This window comes from Pseudomonas sp. SB113, assembly GCF_040754745.1.
GTDB classification, from domain to species: domain Bacteria; phylum Pseudomonadota; class Gammaproteobacteria; order Pseudomonadales; family Pseudomonadaceae; genus Aquipseudomonas; species Aquipseudomonas grimontii.
Genome location: NZ_JBFMHW010000023.1, coordinates 46,705 through 64,701 on the forward strand (window position 1 = coordinate 46,705; position 17,997 = coordinate 64,701).

The window sequence follows — 17,997 nt, forward strand, 5'->3', positions numbered from 1 at the left end:
CTATTCCAAACTGGAATCAGGCCGATGGAATTCAAACAGCTGCGCAGCTTTGTCGAAGTGATCCACCGAGGGGGGTTTACCCAGGCGGGGAAAACCCTGCATATCAGCCAGTCCGCCGTCAGCAAGCAAGTCGCGCAATTGGAGCAAAGCCTTGGCACACCGTTGCTCGACCGCATCGGCTCGCAGATCCGCCTGACCGCCGCCGGCCAAGTGGTGCTGCAACGCGCCGAAGCCATGCTGCGCTTGCAATCCGAGTTACTCAGCGAGCTGGACGATATGCACCACCTCACCCGAGGCGAGCTGCGCCTGGGCCTGCCGTTGCTGGCAGGCGACACACTGTTCGCGGGGTTGTTTGCCGAGTACCGTCGCCGCTACCCGAACATCACCATTCAGTTGTTGGAGGGCGGCAGCCGCAATATCGAACAGGCGATCCTGAGCGGTGAGCTGGAAGTGGGTGGCAGCTTGAAGCCCAGCGACCCGGCGTTCGCCTGGCAAGCCTTTTGCGATGAACCACTGGATGCGTTGCTGCCGATTGACCACCCCCTGGCGGAAAACGCCCAGGTGCGCCTTGAGGAATTGGCTGACACGCCATTCCTGATGTACCAGCGCAGCTTTGTGCTCAACGATCGGCTGATGCAGGCGTGTCAGCAGTTGGGCTTTACCCCGAAGGAAATCGGCCGCAGCGGCCAGGCGGACTTCCTCGCGGCGTTGGTGGCCGCCGGCCAAGGCGTGGTGCTGCTGCCCAGCGTGGTCGCCCGTGGGCTGGTGCGACCTGGGGTGGTGCGCCTGACGTTGAAGGCCCCCGATTACCTGCGTTGGGACATTGCCTTTATCTGGCGTGAGGGCGCCTATCTGTCGAGAGCCGCCCAGGCCTGGCTGGCGTTGTTACGTGAATTTCCGGTCAAGCGCGCAGTGCAGTAACCAACTCGGCCAGCCATGGCTCGGCGTCGGTTTCCGGGGTGACGCTTTCGCTGGCGTCCAGGCGCAGCATCGGCAGTACTTCGTGCACACCCAATTCGCCGAACAGCTCGCGCATTTGCTCGCCGCCGCCACAGAAGGTATCGCCGTAGCTGGCGTCGCCCAGGCCGATCACTGCGCCGGGCAGGCCGCGCCAGGCGGCGGGCAGTTGGTCGCGAATGGTTGAATACAGGGGTTGCAGGTTGTCGGGCAATTCGCCCATGCCGGTGGTGGAGGTCACCGCCAGAAAGGCTTGCGGACTGAAGGCTTGTACATCCGCCAACGTCGCACGGGGATTGTGCCAGGCCTCGAAGCCGGCCTTGTTGAGGAGGTCGGCGGCGTGGCGGGCAACTTCTTCAGCCGTGCCGTACACCGAGCCGGAAAGGATGGCGACTTTCATCAATCTGATCCTGTAGTTGAGCGAAAGCCTGGGATATTAGCAGCTGGCGCAAATATTTCGGCGCCCGCCGTGCAAGATTCAAGGCATGTCTTAAACTGCCAGCTCCAACCAAACGCCATGGACCGCTCAATGATTAACGCCAAGCTGATGCAAATGGTGATCAACGCTTCCAACGACGGTATCGTCGTCGCTGAAAGAGAAGGCAAGGACAAGCCGCTGATCTACGTGAACCCTGCATTCGAACGGCTGACCGGCTACACCCTCGACGAAATCCTCTATCAGGATTGCCGCTTCCTGCAGTCAGGCGACCGCGACCAGCCGGCCCTGATCGCTATCCGTGAAGCGTTGGAGAACGACGGCGCCTGCCGGGAAATCCTGCGTAATTACCGCAAGGACGGCAGCCACTTCTGGAACGAACTGTCGCTTTCAACGGTTTATAACGCGGCGGACAAGCAGACGTATTTCGTCGGTGTACAAAAGGACGTCACGCTCCAGGTCAAGGCCCAGCAGCGTGTGGCGCAATTGGAGGGCGAACTGGCGCAGGTCAAGGCCGAGCTGGCAGCGCTCAAAGCGACAAGCGGATTAAACAAAATTTAGAAAGTGCGGCCATAAGAGCGGATAATGGCACTTTAACACCCCCTCTATTGAGCACGTACGATGCAACGCAATGCGCTTCTGACCCAGGATGAGCTGGATTTCATTCAGAGCATGCAGCACAACCCGCAACTCAACCTGCGGGATGCTTCGTCGAGCCTGACCGTCAACGGCGGTGCACAGATTCGCGACTTGCTCACCCGCCTGGCCGCCCATGACCATCTCACCATCCAGGCGCAGTTCGACAACCAGCAACTGACCTTCCCCCTGCATCTGGTGGAGGATGAGTTCAATGCCGTGCATCTGCGTTTGGGCGTGCCAAGTATTTTCGAAGAGGGCCCGATGATACGCCCGTGGCGCCTGGCGCTTGAAACGCCGGTGGCCCTGGAGAACATCCGGGGCGCTGCTGGCGCCCTGTGGGTGCATGAAGTGTCATTCAAGGGCGTGCTGGTGGAGATTCGAGGCCGGATCAAGCCGCCAAAAACCTTTTCCCTGTGGTTCAGCCCTTCCGGTTATGAGCGCATTGCGCTGCGCGGTGTGTTCGAGCGGGAAACCGCGCGGGGTTTGTTTGCCTACCGCATCAGCCAGAATGGTGCGGATGAAACCGAGCGCCTGCGCCAGTTCATCCTGCATCAACACCGCCTGGTACACCCGCAGATGCACGCCTGAAATCAGGTATCCAGGTTGCCGCTGAGAAACTGCTGCAAGCGGCGTTGCATCTGGCGCCCTTCGCTGCCCAAGCAACCGATGGAGGAACCTGCCAACGCGTCCTGCGCCAGGTCCGACGCGGCACCGGCAAGAAATAATGGGCAATCCAGGGTCAACGCCAACCGATTGAGGCGTCCAGCCAGATCAAGGTTATGGGCGTGGTTGGAGAAAATGATCAACGCCTGGGGGCGGGTCTTTTCACACACCAACGTCAACTCATCGAACGGCTGGCCCATGCCCAGCACCTTCACAGCCAGGTCATCTCGACTTATCAACAGCGCCGCCACCAGCAACTCCAGCTTGCGGCACTCGCCGGGCATGGCCGCCAGCAATACCCGAGGCGCAGGTGACAGCGTCGCAGCTTGCAGGCGCTGAAAGGTATGGATGCGCAGGAAGGCGTCGAAAAACAGCCATTCACTGGCTTGGCCGAAACGCCCCTGGTGGCGCAACAGCTCGTTCCAAAGAGGCATCAGGATGTCCTGGAACGCCACGTTAAGGGGGTAGGTGGCGAAAATCTGGCCATACAGGCTTTCCAGTTGACGATCATCAAAGGCGTTGACCACCTGCAACAGCCGCGCCCGCCATTGTGACCATTCACCCTCTTCAACGGTGTCCCGCTCATCGCGAATCGCTTCAGCCTGCTGAGCATCGTGCGCAAGAATCTTGCCCACTTTGCTGACCGCCACCCCACGCTCGATCCAGTCGAGGATACGGTTGACGGTCTCGATATCGGCTTTGGAGTAGAGGCGATGCCCACTTTCGGTGCGGGTTGGTTGGATCAGGCCGTAACGACGCTCCCAGGCGCGCAAGGTGACCGGGTTCACGCCTGTCAATCTCGAGACTTCACGAATCGGAAACAACTCATCGGAATCAGTCGAATCAAGATGCGGCACACTATCAAGCGGAGCAGTAATCACAGGCATTTTGACCAAAAAACCAACGGTAACCGGGAGGCCATTTAACGCCTTTACACCTGTCCTTTTCAAGTTCCCGGCTTTTCGGACCAATGTCGCTGGCGTATTTCAGCAAAACAGGAATAATCCTTGCCTGTTTTTTACACGTCGCTGCAGCACCCCGCAGCTTCGTCTGTGCGCCACCTACCCGGTTCAGCGCACCCGTACATTTGGAGATACACAATGTCTACCTCTCCCGTCACCTTGATGGTTGCGCGTCGCGTCGCCAAAGGGCGCTACGAAGAACTGATGGCCTGGCTGCGCGAAGGCGAGCAATTGGCCACCGACTTCCCCGGCTACCTGGGCTCGGGCGTGCTGGCCCCACCGCCCAATGACGATGAATTCCAGATCATTTTCCGCTTTGCCGATGAGAAAACCCTGCACGCCTGGGAATTTTCCGCCTCACGCGGCGCGTGGTTGAGCCGCGGCAGCGATCTGTTCGCCGACCCGTCCGAGCACCGTGTACGGGGCATCGATGGCTGGTTTGGCGCAGCGGGCGCCCGTCCGCCACGCTGGAAGCAGGCGGTGGCGATCTGGCTGGCGTTTTTCCCGGTGTCGCTGCTGTTCAACTTCGTCCTGGGGCCGCTGCTCAGTGAACTCGAGTTGGGGCCACGCGTATTGGTCAGCACAATGGCACTCACGCCCTTGATGGTGTACTGGTTTATTCCACTGTCGACCCACCTGTTGGCCAACTGGCTGCATCCAGCCCCTGCCCCCCGCAAGGCCTCCGAAGCGGCGGCGTGAGTACAGGGGCGGCCCGTCGCTGGTATGATTTGCGCCTGCCAGCGACGCGAGCCTCCCATGACTGCAACGAACGCCCCGATCCTGATCACCGGCGCCGGCCAGCGTGTCGGCCTGCATTGCGCCGAGCGCCTGCTGGACGAAGGCCAGCCGGTGATTTTCAGCTACCGCAGCGAACGCCCCGGCGTGCAGGCCCTGCGCGAGCGTGGCGCGGTCGGCGTGTTTGCCGACTTCTCCACTGAAGCCGGGATTCTCGCGTTTATCGCTGAACTGAACACCCACACCCAAAGCCTGCGCGCAATCATTCACAACGCTTCGGCGTGGGTCGCAGAAACCCCGGGCGACGAGAGCCGTGCCTTTACCGACATGTTCAGCGTGCACATGCTTGCGCCGTACCTGATCAACCTGCATTGTTCACCGTTGTTGCAACGCTCGACACCTGCCGACATCGTGCATATCAGCGATGACGTAGTGCGCAAGGGCAGCCGCCAGCACATCGCCTACTGCGCCACCAAGGCCGGGCTCGACAGCCTGACGCTGTCGTTTGCCGCGCAGTTCGCGCCGCTGATCAAGGTCAACGGCATCGCCCCGGCGATGGTGATATTCAATGAAGGCGACGACGCGGCCTATCGCACCAAGGTGCTGGCCAAGTCGGCCCTGGGTATCGAGCCTGGCCCCGAGGTGATCTACCAGAGTGTGCGTTACCTGCTGGACAACCCCTATGTCACCGGTACCACCCTGACCGTCAACGGCGGGCGGCATATCAAGTAAGCCGTTTGTGAGGAAGTTGTATGACCTTATCCCTGCCCCACCATTACCGCGAGATCCTCAAGAGCCTGGGCGAAGACCCGGAACGCGAAGGCTTGCTCGACACGCCCAAGCGCGCCGCCAAGGCCATGCAGTACCTGTGTCATGGCTATGAGCAGAACCTGGAAACCATCGTCAACGGTGCGCTGTTCGCCTCCGACAATGACGAGATGGTGATCCTCAAGGACATCGAGCTGTACTCGCTGTGTGAGCATCACCTGCTGCCCTTTATCGGCAAGGCCCATGTGGCCTATATTCCGACCGGCAAGGTGCTGGGCCTGTCCAAGCTGGCGCGCATCGTCGACATGTTCGCCCGGCGCCTGCAGATCCAGGAAAACCTCACCCGGCAAATCGCCGACGCCATCCAGGAAGTGACCCAGGCCGCCGGTGTGGCCGTGGTGATCGAAGCCAAGCACATGTGCATGATGATGCGCGGCGTGGAAAAACAGAATTCAACCATGAACACCTCGGTGATGCTCGGCGCGTTCCGCGAGTCGAACACCACGCGCATGGAGTTCCTGCAACTGATTGGACGGAGCAAGTAGCAATGCCACAACTTCAACCAGGCATGGCGCGCATCCGGGTCAAGGACCTGTGCCTGCGCACCTTCATCGGTATCAATGAGGATGAAATCCTCAACAAGCAGGATGTGCTGATCAACCTGACCATCCTGTATGCCGCCCAGGAAGCCGTGCGCGACAACGACATCGACCACGCGCTGAACTACCGCACCATCACCAAGGCCATCATCGCCCACGTGGAAGGCAACCGCTTTGCCTTGCTGGAGCGCCTGACCCAGGAACTGCTGGACCTGGTGATGAGCAACGAATCGGTGCTGTACGCCGAAGTCGAAGTGGACAAGCCCCACGCGCTGCGCTTTGCCGAGTCGGTGTCGATAACGTTAGCTGCAAGCCGCTAGCTACAAGCTGCAAGCTAAAGGCCAACCCCATTCCAACTTGCAGCTTGAAGCTCACCCGCTTGAAGCTGTCTCGAAGAGCCCCCCTATGACCGATCAACAACGCCTGGAACTCGAAGCCGCCGCCTTCCGCCGACTGGTGGCGCACCTGGACAGCCGCAAGGATGTGCAGAACATCGACCTGATGAACCTCGCCGGTTTCTGCCGTAATTGCCTGTCCAAGTGGTACAAGGCCGAGGCCGACGAGCGCCATATCGACCTGAGCCTCGATGACGCCCGTGAAGTGGTGTACGGCATGCCGTACGCCGAATGGAAAGCCCAATACCAGCAAGAGGCCAGCGCCGAGCAACAGGCGGCGTTTGCCAAAGGAAAAACCCATGACTGATTTGAATACCCTGCGCGCCAGCCTCAACAGCGGCGCACACGTTTTTGCCGACACCCTGGCGTTTGTCGCCGCCGGTTACGATTACCAGCCGCAAGCCTTCACCAATGGCGATGTGGAAAACGCTGCCGGTCAGAACGAAGGTTCGTGCAAGACCTTGGGTTTAGCGCTGCTGGAAGGCTTGAGCGACCAGGAGGCGCTACTGGCGTTTGGTGAGCATTACCGCTCGGTGGTGGCGACACCTGAGGGCAGTGACCATGGCAATATTCGGGCGTTGATTGCCCATGGGTTGGCAGGTGTGAAGTTCGCCGCCCAGCCACTGACCCGCAAATCCTGAGTCAGCCCCTTCCCAGATTTAAAGTGCTCCCACAAAAAAACCGGCCTCGCAGCCGGTTTTTTTATTTCAACAATTTAGAAGGAAGCGTCCTTCAAACCGTCGAGGTAACGCTCGGCGTCCAAGGCCGCCATGCAACCGGCGCCGGCCGAGGTGATGGCCTGGCGGTACACGTGGTCGGCCACGTCGCCGGCAGCGAAGATGCCTTCGATGTTGGTCGCGGTAGCGTTGCCTTCACGGCCGCCTTGTACCACCAGGTAACCGTCTTTGGCTTCCAGCACGCCTTCGAACAACGACGTGTTCGGGGTGTGGCCGATGGCGATAAACACACCGTCGACTTTCAGCTCGTCGAAGCTGCCGTCGTTGTTTTTCAGGCGAGCACCGGTCACACCCATGTTGTCGCCCAGGACTTCGTCCAGGGTCGCGTTGAGCTTGAGGATGATCTTGCCTTCGGCGACACGGGCGTGGAGCTTGTCGATCAGGATCTTCTCGGCGCGGAAAGTCTCGCGACGGTGAACCAGGGTCACGGTGCTGGCGATGTTGGCCAGGTACAGTGCCTCTTCCACGGCAGTGTTGCCGCCACCGACCACGGCGACCGGCTTGTTGCGGTAGAAGAAACCATCACAGGTCGCACAAGCGGAAACACCTTTGCCCATGAACGCTTCTTCCGATGGCAGGCCCAGGTAACGAGCGCTGGCGCCGGTGGCGATGATCAGTGCGTCGCAGGTGTAGACGCCGCTGTCACCGGTCAGGCTGTAAGGCTTCTTGGAGAAGTCGACCTTGTTGATGTGATCAAACACGATCTCGGTCTCAAAGCGCTCGGCGTGCTCTTTCATACGCTCCATCAGCACCGGGCCGGTCAGGCCGTGGACATCGCCCGGCCAGTTATCGACTTCCGTGGTGGTGGTCAACTGACCGCCCGCCTGCATGCCGGTGATCAACAGCGGCTTGAGGTTGGCCCGGGCAGCGTAGACAGCAGCGCTGTAACCGGCAGGGCCGGAACCGAGAATAATCACTCGCGAATGACGGGTATCAGACATGAATCACTCCTATCGACCGCCCGGACTACAAGACGGCTGGAATAAAAAAGGGACCACGAAGCACTTGGGGAAGGCTTGAACTCGCAGGCCCTGAAAAATAATGGGTGCAGCGTATCGAGGGGGGCAAGATTAAGGAAATACGGAATAACAATCCAGCTCATAGGTGGTCTCTATGCAGTCAGGCCGATTAATCGACGCCTTTGTTACCGTTGATGTCGTCACGCCGACCATGCTTTCGCCTTGAATGCAAAGCCGGTAAGGTCGGCGCGTTCGTCATCCTGCTCGGAGTTCTCCATGCCTGCCCCTGTTCTTTCCGGCCCGCAATACCTGCGTGAAGGCCTCAAACTGGTGCTGAGCCCCGGCCTGCGCCTGTTTGTGCTGCTGCCGCTGGCGATCAACCTGGTGCTGTTCGTCGGGCTGATCTACTTTGCCGGCCATCAGTTCAGCCTGTGGGTCGACCACCTGATGCCGACCCTGCCCGGCTGGCTGAGCTTTCTGAATTACCTGCTATGGCCGCTGTTTGTGGTACTGGTCGTGCTGATGGTGTTTTTCACCTTCACCATGCTGGCCAACATCATCGCGGCACCGTTCAACGGCTTTCTCTCCGAGAAAGTGGAAGTGGTGGTCCGTGGCACCGATGACTTCCCGGCATTCAGATGGGGCGAGCTGATTGAAATGGTCCCGCGTACCCTGGCCCGGGAAATGCGCAAGCTGGGCTACTTCCTGCCACGGGCCATCGGCCTGTTTATCCTGTCGTTCATTCCGGTGGTCAACCTGATCGCCGCGCCGCTGTGGCTGCTGTTCGGCGTGTGGATGATGGCGATCCAATACATCGACTACCCGGCCGACAACCACAAACTCGGCTGGAACGAAATGCTCACCTGGCTGCGCCAGAAACGCTGGCAGAGCATGAGCTTCGGCGGCATCGTCTACCTGGTGTTGCTGGTGCCGGTGGTCAACCTGCTGATGATGCCGGCAGCGGTGGCCGGGGCCACGTTGTTCTGGGTGCGCGAACAGGGCGCCGAGGCCATGGCGACGTCGAAAGTGGTCAAGTCATAAATCCATCATCTGCATGACACAATGGCGACATGGCCCACGGCGACACTGTGGGTCATGACGACAGCTTCGCTCCACATCACTCTCATCACCGAAACCTTCCCGCCAGAGATCAACGGGGTGGCCAATACCCTTGGCCGCCTGTGCGAAGGTTTGCGCGCGCGCGGCCATCAAGTCGAGCTGGTGCGCCCGCGCCAGGGCGCCGACGCTAGCCGGCCCAGCGATGATGGCTTGTTGCTCTGTCGTGGCTGGCCGCTGCCGGGGTACCCAGGGCTGCAATGGGGCCAGTCGTCGATGCACAAGTTGCTGCGCCGCTGGACACGCCAGCGCCCCGATGTGCTCTACATCGCCACCGAAGGCCCACTGGGGCTGTCGGCGCTGCGGGCGGCGCGACGCCTGGGAATCAGTGTGGTCAGCGGTTTTCACACCAATTTCCAGCAGTACTCCAACCAGTACGGCTTGAGCCTGTTAAGCCGCATGGTCACGCACTACCTGCGTTGGTTTCATAACCGTTCGACCTTGACTCTGGTGCCCAGCGCCAGCCAACGCCTGGAATTGGAGCGACGGCATTTCGAGCGCCTGGGGATGCTGGCGCGCGGGGTAGACAGCAAACTATTCCACCCGGCCAAGCGCAACAATGCGTTACGCGAAAGCTGGGGCCTGGAAAACGACGATATTGCCGTGCTGCACGTGGGGCGCCTGGCCCAGGAGAAAAACCTCGGGCTGCTCAAGCGATGCTTTGATGCGCTGCAGGCGACGTATCCACAGCGGCGGCTGAAGCTGATCATCGTCGGCGATGGCCCGCAACGCCCGATGCTTGAGCGCGACCTGCCCGATGCGGCGTTCTGCGGCACCCAGCGCGGCGAAGAACTGGCGCGGCATTACGCGTCCGGGGATTTGTTCCTGTTCCCCAGCCTGACCGAAACCTTCGGCAATGTGGTGCTGGAAGCGATGGCGTCCGGCCTGGGAGTCGTAGCGTACGACCAGGCCGCCGCCACCCAGCATATTCGCCATGGCTACAACGGCGTGCTGGCGATGCCGGGAGATGAAAACGCATTTTGCGATGCGGCCATCTGGCTGCTGGAAGAACGCGAGACCTTGCGCAGGGCCCGGCTGAATGCCCGCCAACATGCCAGTCGCCAGGGCTGGCCGGCGATTATCGAGCAGTTCGAACGCCAGTTGCGCGGTGTGTGCGAGGACGGGCTCCCGGTGCCCGTCCTGCCGCCGCTTATGCCAAAGTCGTCAACGCCTCACGACTGAACGGCAGGATGTCGGCCTCACGACCTTCACGTACCTTCACCGCCCAATCCGGATCTACCAGCAGCGCACGGCCCACGGCAACCAGGTCGAACTCGTCGTTGTTCAAGCGCTCCAGCAGTTTTTCCAGGCTGGCCGGTTGCGCAACCTTGTCGGTGTTGACCATGAACTGCAGGAATTCGCCATCCAGGCCGACGCTGCCGACGGTGATGGTCGGCTTGCCGGTGAGTTGGCGGGTCCAACCGGCGAGGTTGAGGTCGGAGCCTTCGAACTCCGGCTCCCAGAAACGACGGGTAGAGCAGTGGAAAATATCCACACCGGCGTCAGACAACGGTTTGAGGAACTCACCCAATGCCTCGGGGGTTTGCACCAGGCGTGCGGTGTAGTCCTGCTGCTTCCACTGGGAGAAACGCAAGATGATCGGGAAGTCCGGGCCGACGGCAGCGCGGGTGGCCTGGATCAGCTCGATGGCAAAGCGCGAACGGTTGGCCAGGCTGCCGCCGTAGTCGTCGGTGCGCTGGTTGCTGCCTTCCCAGAAGAACTGGTCGACCAGATAACCGTGGGCGCCATGGATTTCCACGCCGTCCATACCGATGCTCTGGGCATCCTTGGCGGCTTGGGCGAACGCGGCGATCACCGCCTTGATGTCCTGGGTGGTCATGCCGTGGACGACCACGTTGCCATCCTTGAGTTTTTCCATCGGGCCGTAGGCCGGCACACTGGCGTCAGGCTCAGTGCCGATGCGGCGCACACTGCCCACGTGCCACAGCTGCGGGACAATCTTGCCACCTTCGGCGTGCACGGCATCGACGACCTTCTTCCAACCCGCCAACGCCGCCTCGCCGTAGAAATGCGGGACATTCGGGTAGCCGTTGGAGGCCGGGTGACCGACCACGGTGCCTTCGGTAATGATCAGGCCCACGCCGGCTGCGGCACGGCGGCGGTAGTACTCGATGACCTTGGAATTAGGCACGCCACCCGGGGAAAACGAACGGGTCATCGGCGCCATGACCACACGGGTCGACAGCGTCAGTGCACCGAGCTGGAACGGTTTGAACAAGGCTTGGACAGGCATGGGAGCACTCCACGGAAGACGAGGTTTATGATGTGGATAATATGGGCCGTGCGCAATGCCGGGTAGCACTATTGATTTGGGTGATTAAGGGGTATGAAAGCAGCGGCCAGCTGCAAGCTTAAAGCTGCAAGAGCCGCGCATGTGCTTCTACTTGCAGCTTCAAGCTTACAACTTGAAGCTGCACCGGCAGGTGTTCAACTCAGGGCTTTTTCGATGGCCTGCACGACCGTCGGATCATCCGGTGCGGTACGTGGCGAGAAGCGCGCGAGGACCCGGCCGTCTTTCCCCAGCAGGAATTTTTCGAAATTCCAGGTGATATCCCCAGGAAACTCGGCGCCCTCACCCGCCAGCAAGCGGTACAACTGGTGACGCTCAGGACCGTTCACATCGAGTTTGCTGCCCAAGGGGAAGGTCACGCCGTAGTTCAGGCTGCAGAACTCGCGGATTTCTTCCTCGGTGCCCGGTTCCTGCCCTGCAAACTGGTTGCACGGCAGGCCAAGCACGGTAAACCCCTGGCCCTTGTACTGCTGATAGAGGTTTTCCAACGCCGCGTATTGCGGGGTCAAGCCACATTTGGAGGCTACGTTGACCACCAGCACAACGTGCCCCTTGAAGGGCGCCAGCGGCAGCTCTTGTCCGTCCAAAGCTTTGAGTTTCAGGTCGTGGAAAGCACTCATGACGAACTCCAGATTTCCCATGTTCTTAGCAAAGCGACGCTTCGAGATTACAACCCGCAAGCCTGCAATCATAGACGCCGATTACAAAACTCGCCTGCGGATTACTGAGCGGTCGGCCACGGCAGAATAGGAATCGCCGTCACCGCGTTCTGCGGGCTGCCTTCGATCAAACGGTCGCTGTAGACCAGGTACACCAGGGTATTGCGCTTCTTGTCGAGGAAGCGCACCACCTGCATGGTCTTGAACACCAATGAGGTGCGCTCCTTGAACACTTCGTCGCCGTCCTTGAGCTCGCCCTTGAAGCGGATCGGGCCGACCTGACGGCAGGCGATCGATGCTTCGGCACGGTCTTCGGCCAGGCCGAGGCCGCCTTTCACGCCGCCGGTCTTGGCGCGCGACAAATAGCAGGTCACGCCGTCGACCTTGGGGTCATCAAACGCTTCGACCACGATCCGGTCGTTGGGACCGACAAACTTGAACACCGTCGACACCTGGCCAATCTCTTCGGCCGAGGCCAGCAGTGGCATGGCCAGCAGCAGGCCGAGCAATCCCTTCATCACGCGCATCGTGTATTCCCTTTGTTTAGACCAGGATCAGGTTATCGCGGTGAACCAGTTCCGGTTCCGCCATGTAACCCAATAGTCCGACAATCGCTTCAGACGATTGTCCAATGATTTTCTGCGCTTCCAAGGCGCTGTAGTTGGCCAGGCCGCGGGCGATCTCACGACCGTCGGGCGCCACGCATACCACCATCTCGCCACGGCGGAAGCTGCCCTGCACCAGCTTGACGCCCACCGGCAGCAGGCTTTTGTTGCCTTGGGACAACGCCGACACTGCGCCATCGTCGAGCACCAGGGTGCCACGGGTTTGCAGGTGACCGGCCAGCCACTGCTTGCGCGCCGCCAGCATGCCGCGCTCGGGCGACAGCAACGTACCGATGCGCTCGCCCGCCTTGAGGCGATCCAGCACACGCTCGAGGCGCCCACCGACAATGATGGTGTGAGCCCCGGAACGCGCGGCCAAACGTGCCGCGCGCAGCTTGGTCTGCATGCCGCCACGGCCCAGGGCACCACCGACGCTGCCGGCCACGGCGTCAAGCGCCGGGTCATCGGCGCGCGCTTCGTAGATCAGTTGGGCATCGGGGTTGTTGCGTGGGTCGGCGTCGAACATGCCGTCGCGGTCGGTGAGGATCACCAGCAGGTCAGCCTCCACCAGGTTGGCCACCAGCGCGGCCAGGGTGTCGTTGTCGCCGAAACGAATCTCGTCGGTGACCACGGTGTCGTTCTCGTTGATCACCGGGATGACCTTGAGCTCCACCAGTGCACGCAAGGTGCTGCGGGCGTTGAGGTAGCGCTTGCGGTCGGACAGGTCGTCGTGGGTCAGCAGGATCTGCGCCGTATGGCGGCCGTGCTCGGCAAAGCTGGATTCCCAGGCTTGCACCAGGCCCATCTGGCCGATGGCGGCGGCGGCTTGCAGTTCGTGCATCGCGCTGGGTCGCGCGGTCCAGCCGAGGCGGCTCATCCCGGCAGCAACCGCCCCGGACGACACCAGCACCAACTCGACACCTGCTTCATGCAAGGCCACCATCTGCTCGACCCAGACGCTCATGGCTGCGCGATCCAGACCTTTGCCATCTGCTGTCAGCAGCGCACTTCCGATCTTTACGACCCAGCGCTGCGCACCTGTCACTTTGCTCCGCATCATCTTCAACCTTAGATTGAGGGCCGCGCGACCCAGCGCCGCCCATAACGTTATACCCGGATACCAAAACGCCGCTCCAGGGAGCGGCGTTCAAGTTTATCGCAACGGATCAGTCGCGCACGTAAATGATTTCCGGACCGTCTTCATCATCCACGTCTTCTTCGTCCCAATCATCGTCGCCGATGTCATGGACCGACTTCACGCCGCTGCGGCGCAGGGCACGCTGGTCGTCCAGGGCTTGCAGCTGGGCACGCGCCTCGTCTTCGATCTGCTGATCGAGTTCGGCGAGTTCGGCCTTGAACACCGGGTCGGCCGCCAGGCGGTCGGCGCGGTCTTCCAGGTAGCGCATGATGTCGCGGGTCAGGCGCTCGGTGCCTTCTTTGGCGATAGCCGAGATCACGTAGACCGGACCTGTCCATTCCAGGCGATCGACGATTTCCTTGACGCGCTCCTCGTGCTCTTCCTCGAGGATCTGGTCGCACTTGTTCAGCACCAACCAGCGATCACGCTCGGCCAAGGCCGGGCTGAACTTGGTCAGCTCGCTGACGATCACTTCGGCGGCATCCGGTGCACTGGTGTCATCCAATGGCGCCATGTCGACGAGGTGCAGCAGCAAACGGGTGCGGGACAAATGCTTGAGGAAGCGAATCCCCAGGCCTGCGCCGTCAGAGGCGCCTTCGATCAGGCCAGGAATATCGGCGATCACGAAGCTTTTCCAGCGGTCGACGCTGACCACGCCCAGGTTTGGCACCAGGGTGGTGAACGGGTAGTCGGCGACTTTCGGCTTGGCGGCCGATACCGAGCGGATGAAGGTACTTTTGCCGGCGTTCGGCAGGCCCAGCAGGCCCACATCCGCCAGTACCTTCATTTCCAGCTTCAGGTCGCGCTGCTCGCCCGGCTTGCCCGGCGTGGTCTGGCGCGGTGCACGGTTGGTACTGGACTTGAATCGGGTGTTACCCAGACCGTGCCAGCCGCCCTGCACAACCATCAGCTTCTGGCCGGCCTTGGTCAGGTCGCCAATCACTTCCTGGGTGGCGGAGTCGATGATCGTGGTGCCGACCGGCACACGCAGTACCAGGTCTTCGCCTTTTTTACCGGTGCAGTCGGTGCTGCCGCCGTTGGAGCCACGCTCGGCATCGAAGTGCCGGGTGTAACGGTAGTCGACCAGGGTGTTGAGGTTTTCGTCGGCCATCATGTAGATGGAACCGCCGTCACCGCCATCACCGCCGTTAGGGCCACCGTTTTCGATGAATTTTTCGCGACGGAAACTCATGCAACCGTTACCGCCGTCGCCTGCTTTTACTCGGATGGAAACTTCATCAACGAACTTCATAACAAAACGCCTCTCGCCGCATGGACGAGCTTAAGAAACCAAGACATAAGACTCTTGCAAAAATGAGCGCAGGGACCTCAATCAACAGCCGCAAATCCAGCTGCTTGAGCCCATTACAAACAGCTTTGCAAGAGACTCACTCCACAAACGAAAAAGCCCCGTCGCAAGACAGGGCTTTTCCAGCGATCGCGCAATTAAGCGGCGACAACGCTCACGTAACGGCGGTTGAACGCGCCTTTTACTTCAAACTTGATCACGCCTTCGATTTTCGCGAAGAGGGTGTGATCTTTACCCATGCCAACACCGTAACCGGCGTGGAATTGGGTGCCGCGCTGACGCACGATGATGTTGCCCGGAATGATTTTCTGGCCGCCATACATCTTAACGCCAAGGCGTTTGGCTTCTGAATCGCGACCGTTACGGGTACTACCACCAGCTTTTTTGTGTGCCATGAGTCAATTCTCCTAGTGAGGAATTAGGCTGAAATTAAGCCTGAATACCGGTGATTTTGATCTCGGTGTACCACTGGCGGTGGCCCATACGCTTCATGTGGTGCTTACGACGACGGAACTTGATGATGCGGACTTTATCGTGACGACCTTGGGAGATCACTTCAGCCACAACGGTAGCGCCAGCAACAACTGGAGCGCCGATGTTCACGTCATCGCCATTGGCGACCAACAGAACGCGATCAAAGGTAACGGATTCGCCGGTAGCGATTTCCAGTTTTTCGATCTTCAGGTATTCACCTGGGGCGACCTTGTATTGCTTGCCACCAGTAACAATTACTGCGTACGACATGGTATTTCTCCGATAATCCTGCTCACCCAGCGCTTTATAAGAAGAGGTATTGGCTGGCATGGCTGCATGGGATGGACGTCCCGAATGCAATTGCGTAAGGCAGGTGCTGCCCAGGAAGTTCAGGGTGCGCGATTGTACGCAAGGTAAATGGGTGTTGCAAGAGGCCGCCAGTCGCCGTGAAAGCGTAGCGAGCGAAGGGAAGACAAGGAAAAAACAGGCGAGGAAGCGGAGTTTACTGGTTGTAAATGAGCATTCCGAGCCTGTTTTTGACGCAGGATTACCGAGCGCAGTAGCTTTCACGGTGACTGGCCGCGCCTTGACACTACGGGGTCAGGGTCCTAGCATGCCGCGCAACCCTTCTGGAGCGACTGTCGCTGATGCAACCCCAAGCTTTCTACCGCGCGGTCGCGGACGATTTTAGCGCCGTCGACGGCATCATCAAGCAGCAGCTGACGTCTAAAGTGCCGCTGGTCTCCAAAATTGGCGACTACATTACGTCGGCGGGCGGTAAACGCCTGCGTCCTTTATTAGTGTTGCTGTGTGGCAAGGCCCTGGGCCGCGAAGGCGATGACCTGCGCCTGCTGGCCGCCACCATCGAATTCCTGCACACCGCGACCCTGCTGCATGACGATGTGGTCGACATGTCCGGCATGCGCCGTGGCCGCGAGACCGCCAATGCGATGTGGGGCAATGCCCCGAGCGTGCTGGTGGGTGACTTCCTGTACTCGCGCTCGTTCGAAATGATGGTCGAGCTGGGCTCGATGCCGGTGATGAAGATTCTTTCCCAGGCCACGCGCATCATTGCTGAAGGCGAAGTGTTGCAGCTGTCCAAGGTCCGCGACGCCAGCACCACCGAAGAAACCTATATGGAAGTGATTCGCGGCAAGACCGCGATGCTCTTCGAAGCCTCCACACACAGTGCCGCCGCGCTCTGTGGCGCGACCGCCGAACAGGCCGAAGCCCTGCGTACCTTCGGTGACCATCTGGGCGTAGCGTTCCAACTGGTGGACGACCTGCTCGACTACCGTGGCGATGCCGAAACCCTGGGCAAGAACGTTGGTGACGACCTGGCTGAAGGCAAACCGACCTTGCCGCTGATCTACACCATGCGCGAAGGCACGCCGGAACAGGCGGCGCTGGTGCGCAAGGCGATCCAGAAAGGCGGGATCGAAGACCTGGAAAGCATCCGTGAGGCTGTGGAAGCCTCTGGCTCCCTGGACTACACCGCACAACTGGCTCGTGACTACGTCGCGCGTGCGATCAAGTGCCTGGAAGCCCTTCCAGCCAGCGAATACCGGGATGCCCTGGTTGAGCTGAGCGAGTTTGCGGTCGCACGTACGCACTAAAATACTTGCAGTCGCGGACTAATGTGGGAAGGGACAATCCCCCTCCCACATTTAGTTTGTATTACCCATCCAAGACCGCGCCCTGCCTTGGTCCAATTCCCTATATAATGTGCGACTTTTAGCCATCCTGACCGTTAAGGAGCTTTAGTGAGCACGTTGCCACCCTGCCCAAAATGCAATTCCGAATACACCTACGAAGACGGCGCCCAGCTGATCTGCCCGGAATGCGCCCATGAGTGGTCCGCCAACGGCGAGGCCGAAGTGGCCGGCGATGAAACCGTGAAGAAAGACTCTGTGGGCAACGTCCTGCAGGACGGCGACACCATCACCGTGATCAAAGACCTCAAGGTCAAGGGCACGTCCCTGGTCGTGAAGGTCGGCACCAAGGTCAAGAACATCCGCCTGTGCGACGGCGACCACGATATCGATTGCAAGATCGACGGTATCGGCCCGATGAAACTCAAGTCCGAGTTCGTGCGCAAAGTCTGAACCTGCTGCATCCATCCCGCGCCCGCGCGGGATGGCGTTTTGCCCTGCCCGTTGACCCCTCTCAATATCCACACAGAAAAACCAGGAAACTGCCAATAGGCACTTGCTATTCTACGAATAAGAATTATTCTCATTGAACCCCATCAAGGAGATGTAACCATGACTTATTTGATAGATGCCTGGCTCGACCGCCCACATCCTTACCTGCGCATCCTCCATCGGGAAACCGGCGAAGTCTGTGCTGTGCTGGAAGAAGAAGCGCTGAATGAATTGCAGGATCAGGGCGACCTGGACGTCAACGGCCTGAGTTCGAGTGAACCTGGAGTACTGAAGGAAGTGGTGCGCAATCTGTTTCTATTCTGCTATGCCCGAGCGCTGCGCCCGGCGACGGAGCTCAATGGCAAATTCCATCCATGAGCACCCCGGCAAA

Annotated in this window: 24 protein-coding genes; 14 read left to right on the forward strand and 10 right to left on the reverse strand. The window is 60.1% G+C overall.

Annotated elements, in window-relative coordinates; genetic code table 11:
* Nucleotides 1-24 precede the first annotated feature (24 nt).
* Nucleotides 25-921 (forward strand): LysR family transcriptional regulator, encoded by an 897-nt coding sequence (locus AB1462_RS24810; RefSeq protein WP_259194535.1) that lies wholly within the window; start codon nucleotides 25-27, stop codon nucleotides 919-921.
* Here AB1462_RS24810 and AB1462_RS24815 read toward each other — a convergent pair.
* On the reverse strand, nucleotides 902-1,357 hold the full coding sequence (locus AB1462_RS24815) for a flavodoxin (protein ID WP_259194536.1): 456 nt from the start codon (nucleotides 1,355-1,357) through the stop codon (nucleotides 902-904). The two genes, AB1462_RS24810 and AB1462_RS24815, sit on opposite strands and share 20 nt — an antisense overlap.
* Nucleotides 1,358-1,486: 129 nt before the next feature.
* Between AB1462_RS24815 and AB1462_RS24820 the strand changes: the two genes are divergently transcribed.
* Both AB1462_RS24820 and AB1462_RS24825 read left to right on the forward strand, forming a co-directional pair.
* Nucleotides 1,487-1,954, forward strand: a complete 468-nt coding sequence (locus AB1462_RS24820) for a PAS domain-containing protein (RefSeq protein ID WP_090400732.1) — start codon at nucleotides 1,487-1,489, stop codon at nucleotides 1,952-1,954.
* Nucleotides 1,955-2,014: 60 nt separating this feature from the next.
* The gene (locus AB1462_RS24825; RefSeq protein ID WP_315338066.1) at nucleotides 2,015-2,620 is read left to right on the forward strand and encodes a hypothetical protein; all 606 of its coding nucleotides are present in this window, start codon (nucleotides 2,015-2,017) and stop codon (nucleotides 2,618-2,620) included.
* A gap of 2 nt (nucleotides 2,621-2,622) precedes the next feature.
* Here the strand turns inward: AB1462_RS24825 and AB1462_RS24830 are convergent, their stop codons facing one another.
* Nucleotides 2,623-3,582 (reverse strand): MerR family transcriptional regulator, encoded by a 960-nt coding sequence (locus AB1462_RS24830; protein WP_090409796.1) that lies wholly within the window; start codon nucleotides 3,580-3,582, stop codon nucleotides 2,623-2,625.
* Between the two features lie 213 nt (nucleotides 3,583-3,795).
* On the opposite strand from AB1462_RS24830, the gene AB1462_RS24835 reads away from it, so the two are divergent.
* The 6 genes from AB1462_RS24835 (at nucleotide 3,796) to AB1462_RS24860 (ending at nucleotide 6,795) form a co-directional block, all read left to right on the forward strand.
* Nucleotides 3,796-4,356 carry an antibiotic biosynthesis monooxygenase gene (locus AB1462_RS24835; RefSeq protein ID WP_259194538.1) on the forward strand — a complete coding sequence of 187 codons (561 nt, stop codon included), beginning with the start codon at nucleotides 3,796-3,798 and terminating at the stop codon, nucleotides 4,354-4,356.
* A 57-nt stretch (nucleotides 4,357-4,413) separates the two neighbouring features.
* Complete coding sequence (folM, locus tag AB1462_RS24840; RefSeq protein WP_367248119.1) at nucleotides 4,414-5,124, forward strand: dihydromonapterin reductase; 711 nt, start codon at nucleotides 4,414-4,416, stop codon at nucleotides 5,122-5,124.
* 20 nt (nucleotides 5,125-5,144) lie between these two features.
* On the forward strand, nucleotides 5,145-5,705 hold the full coding sequence (gene folE, locus AB1462_RS24845; protein WP_090400736.1) for a GTP cyclohydrolase I FolE: 561 nt from the start codon (nucleotides 5,145-5,147) through the stop codon (nucleotides 5,703-5,705).
* Between the two features lie 2 nt (nucleotides 5,706-5,707).
* Nucleotides 5,708-6,079: a dihydroneopterin triphosphate 2'-epimerase gene (gene folX / locus AB1462_RS24850; protein ID WP_003194073.1), complete on the forward strand. Its 372-nt coding sequence runs from the start codon at nucleotides 5,708-5,710 to the stop codon at nucleotides 6,077-6,079.
* Nucleotides 6,080-6,164: 85 nt separating this feature from the next.
* The gene (locus AB1462_RS24855) at nucleotides 6,165-6,461 is read left to right on the forward strand and encodes a DUF1244 domain-containing protein (RefSeq protein ID WP_090400737.1); all 297 of its coding nucleotides are present in this window, start codon (nucleotides 6,165-6,167) and stop codon (nucleotides 6,459-6,461) included.
* On the forward strand, nucleotides 6,454-6,795 hold the full coding sequence (locus AB1462_RS24860; RefSeq protein ID WP_090400738.1) for a HopJ type III effector protein: 342 nt from the start codon (nucleotides 6,454-6,456) through the stop codon (nucleotides 6,793-6,795). The genes AB1462_RS24855 and AB1462_RS24860 overlap by 8 nt, the downstream gene beginning before the upstream one ends.
* A 74-nt stretch (nucleotides 6,796-6,869) precedes the next feature.
* On the opposite strand, the gene trxB is transcribed toward AB1462_RS24860, so the two are convergent.
* Nucleotides 6,870-7,832, reverse strand: a complete 963-nt coding sequence (trxB, locus tag AB1462_RS24865; RefSeq protein ID WP_003194076.1) for a thioredoxin-disulfide reductase — start codon at nucleotides 7,830-7,832, stop codon at nucleotides 6,870-6,872.
* A gap of 294 nt (nucleotides 7,833-8,126) precedes the next feature.
* Between trxB and cysZ the strand changes: the two genes are divergently transcribed.
* Together cysZ and AB1462_RS24875 are read left to right on the forward strand one after the other, a co-directional pair.
* Entirely contained in the window at nucleotides 8,127-8,891 is a 765-nt protein-coding gene (gene cysZ / locus AB1462_RS24870) for a sulfate transporter CysZ (protein WP_367248121.1), read from the forward strand.
* Nucleotides 8,892-8,945: 54 nt separating this feature from the next.
* The gene (locus AB1462_RS24875; RefSeq protein WP_367248123.1) at nucleotides 8,946-10,148 is read left to right on the forward strand and encodes a glycosyltransferase family 4 protein; all 1,203 of its coding nucleotides are present in this window, start codon (nucleotides 8,946-8,948) and stop codon (nucleotides 10,146-10,148) included.
* Here AB1462_RS24875 and AB1462_RS24880 read toward each other — a convergent pair.
* From AB1462_RS24880 to rplU, 7 genes are all read right to left on the reverse strand, one after another.
* Nucleotides 10,117-11,220 carry an NADH:flavin oxidoreductase gene (locus AB1462_RS24880; protein WP_259194541.1) on the reverse strand — a complete coding sequence of 368 codons (1,104 nt, stop codon included), beginning with the start codon at nucleotides 11,218-11,220 and terminating at the stop codon, nucleotides 10,117-10,119. The genes AB1462_RS24875 and AB1462_RS24880 overlap by 32 nt on opposite strands.
* A 194-nt stretch (nucleotides 11,221-11,414) precedes the next feature.
* A complete protein-coding gene (locus AB1462_RS24885) occupies nucleotides 11,415-11,897 on the reverse strand; it encodes a glutathione peroxidase (RefSeq protein ID WP_090400743.1) in 483 nt (160 codons plus the stop codon).
* Nucleotides 11,898-11,998: 101 nt separating this feature from the next.
* Nucleotides 11,999-12,463, reverse strand: coding sequence for a CreA family protein (locus AB1462_RS24890; RefSeq protein WP_015885841.1), 465 nt, complete (start codon nucleotides 12,461-12,463; stop codon nucleotides 11,999-12,001).
* Nucleotides 12,464-12,479: 16 nt separating this feature from the next.
* Nucleotides 12,480-13,598, reverse strand: coding sequence for a glutamate 5-kinase (proB, locus tag AB1462_RS24895; RefSeq protein WP_053132023.1), 1,119 nt, complete (start codon nucleotides 13,596-13,598; stop codon nucleotides 12,480-12,482).
* Nucleotides 13,599-13,707: 109 nt separating this feature from the next.
* Complete coding sequence (gene cgtA / locus AB1462_RS24900) at nucleotides 13,708-14,931, reverse strand: Obg family GTPase CgtA (RefSeq protein ID WP_015885843.1); 1,224 nt, start codon at nucleotides 14,929-14,931, stop codon at nucleotides 13,708-13,710.
* 194 nt (nucleotides 14,932-15,125) lie between these two features.
* Nucleotides 15,126-15,383, reverse strand: a complete 258-nt coding sequence (gene rpmA, locus AB1462_RS24905) for a 50S ribosomal protein L27 (RefSeq protein WP_003176049.1) — start codon at nucleotides 15,381-15,383, stop codon at nucleotides 15,126-15,128.
* A 34-nt stretch (nucleotides 15,384-15,417) separates the two neighbouring features.
* Nucleotides 15,418-15,732 (reverse strand): 50S ribosomal protein L21, encoded by a 315-nt coding sequence (rplU, locus tag AB1462_RS24910; RefSeq protein WP_003176051.1) that lies wholly within the window; start codon nucleotides 15,730-15,732, stop codon nucleotides 15,418-15,420.
* A 377-nt stretch (nucleotides 15,733-16,109) separates the two neighbouring features.
* Between rplU and AB1462_RS24915 the strand changes: the two genes are divergently transcribed.
* The 3 genes from AB1462_RS24915 (at nucleotide 16,110) to AB1462_RS24925 (ending at nucleotide 17,984) form a co-directional block, all read left to right on the forward strand.
* The gene (locus tag AB1462_RS24915) at nucleotides 16,110-17,078 is read left to right on the forward strand and encodes a polyprenyl synthetase family protein (protein ID WP_053132020.1); all 969 of its coding nucleotides are present in this window, start codon (nucleotides 16,110-16,112) and stop codon (nucleotides 17,076-17,078) included.
* A gap of 147 nt (nucleotides 17,079-17,225) precedes the next feature.
* Nucleotides 17,226-17,567, forward strand: a complete 342-nt coding sequence (locus tag AB1462_RS24920) for a zinc ribbon domain-containing protein YjdM (RefSeq protein ID WP_003230858.1) — start codon at nucleotides 17,226-17,228, stop codon at nucleotides 17,565-17,567.
* Nucleotides 17,568-17,726: 159 nt separating this feature from the next.
* On the forward strand, nucleotides 17,727-17,984 hold the full coding sequence (locus AB1462_RS24925; protein ID WP_003194088.1) for a hypothetical protein: 258 nt from the start codon (nucleotides 17,727-17,729) through the stop codon (nucleotides 17,982-17,984).
* The last annotated feature ends 13 nt before the right edge of the window (nucleotides 17,985-17,997 follow it).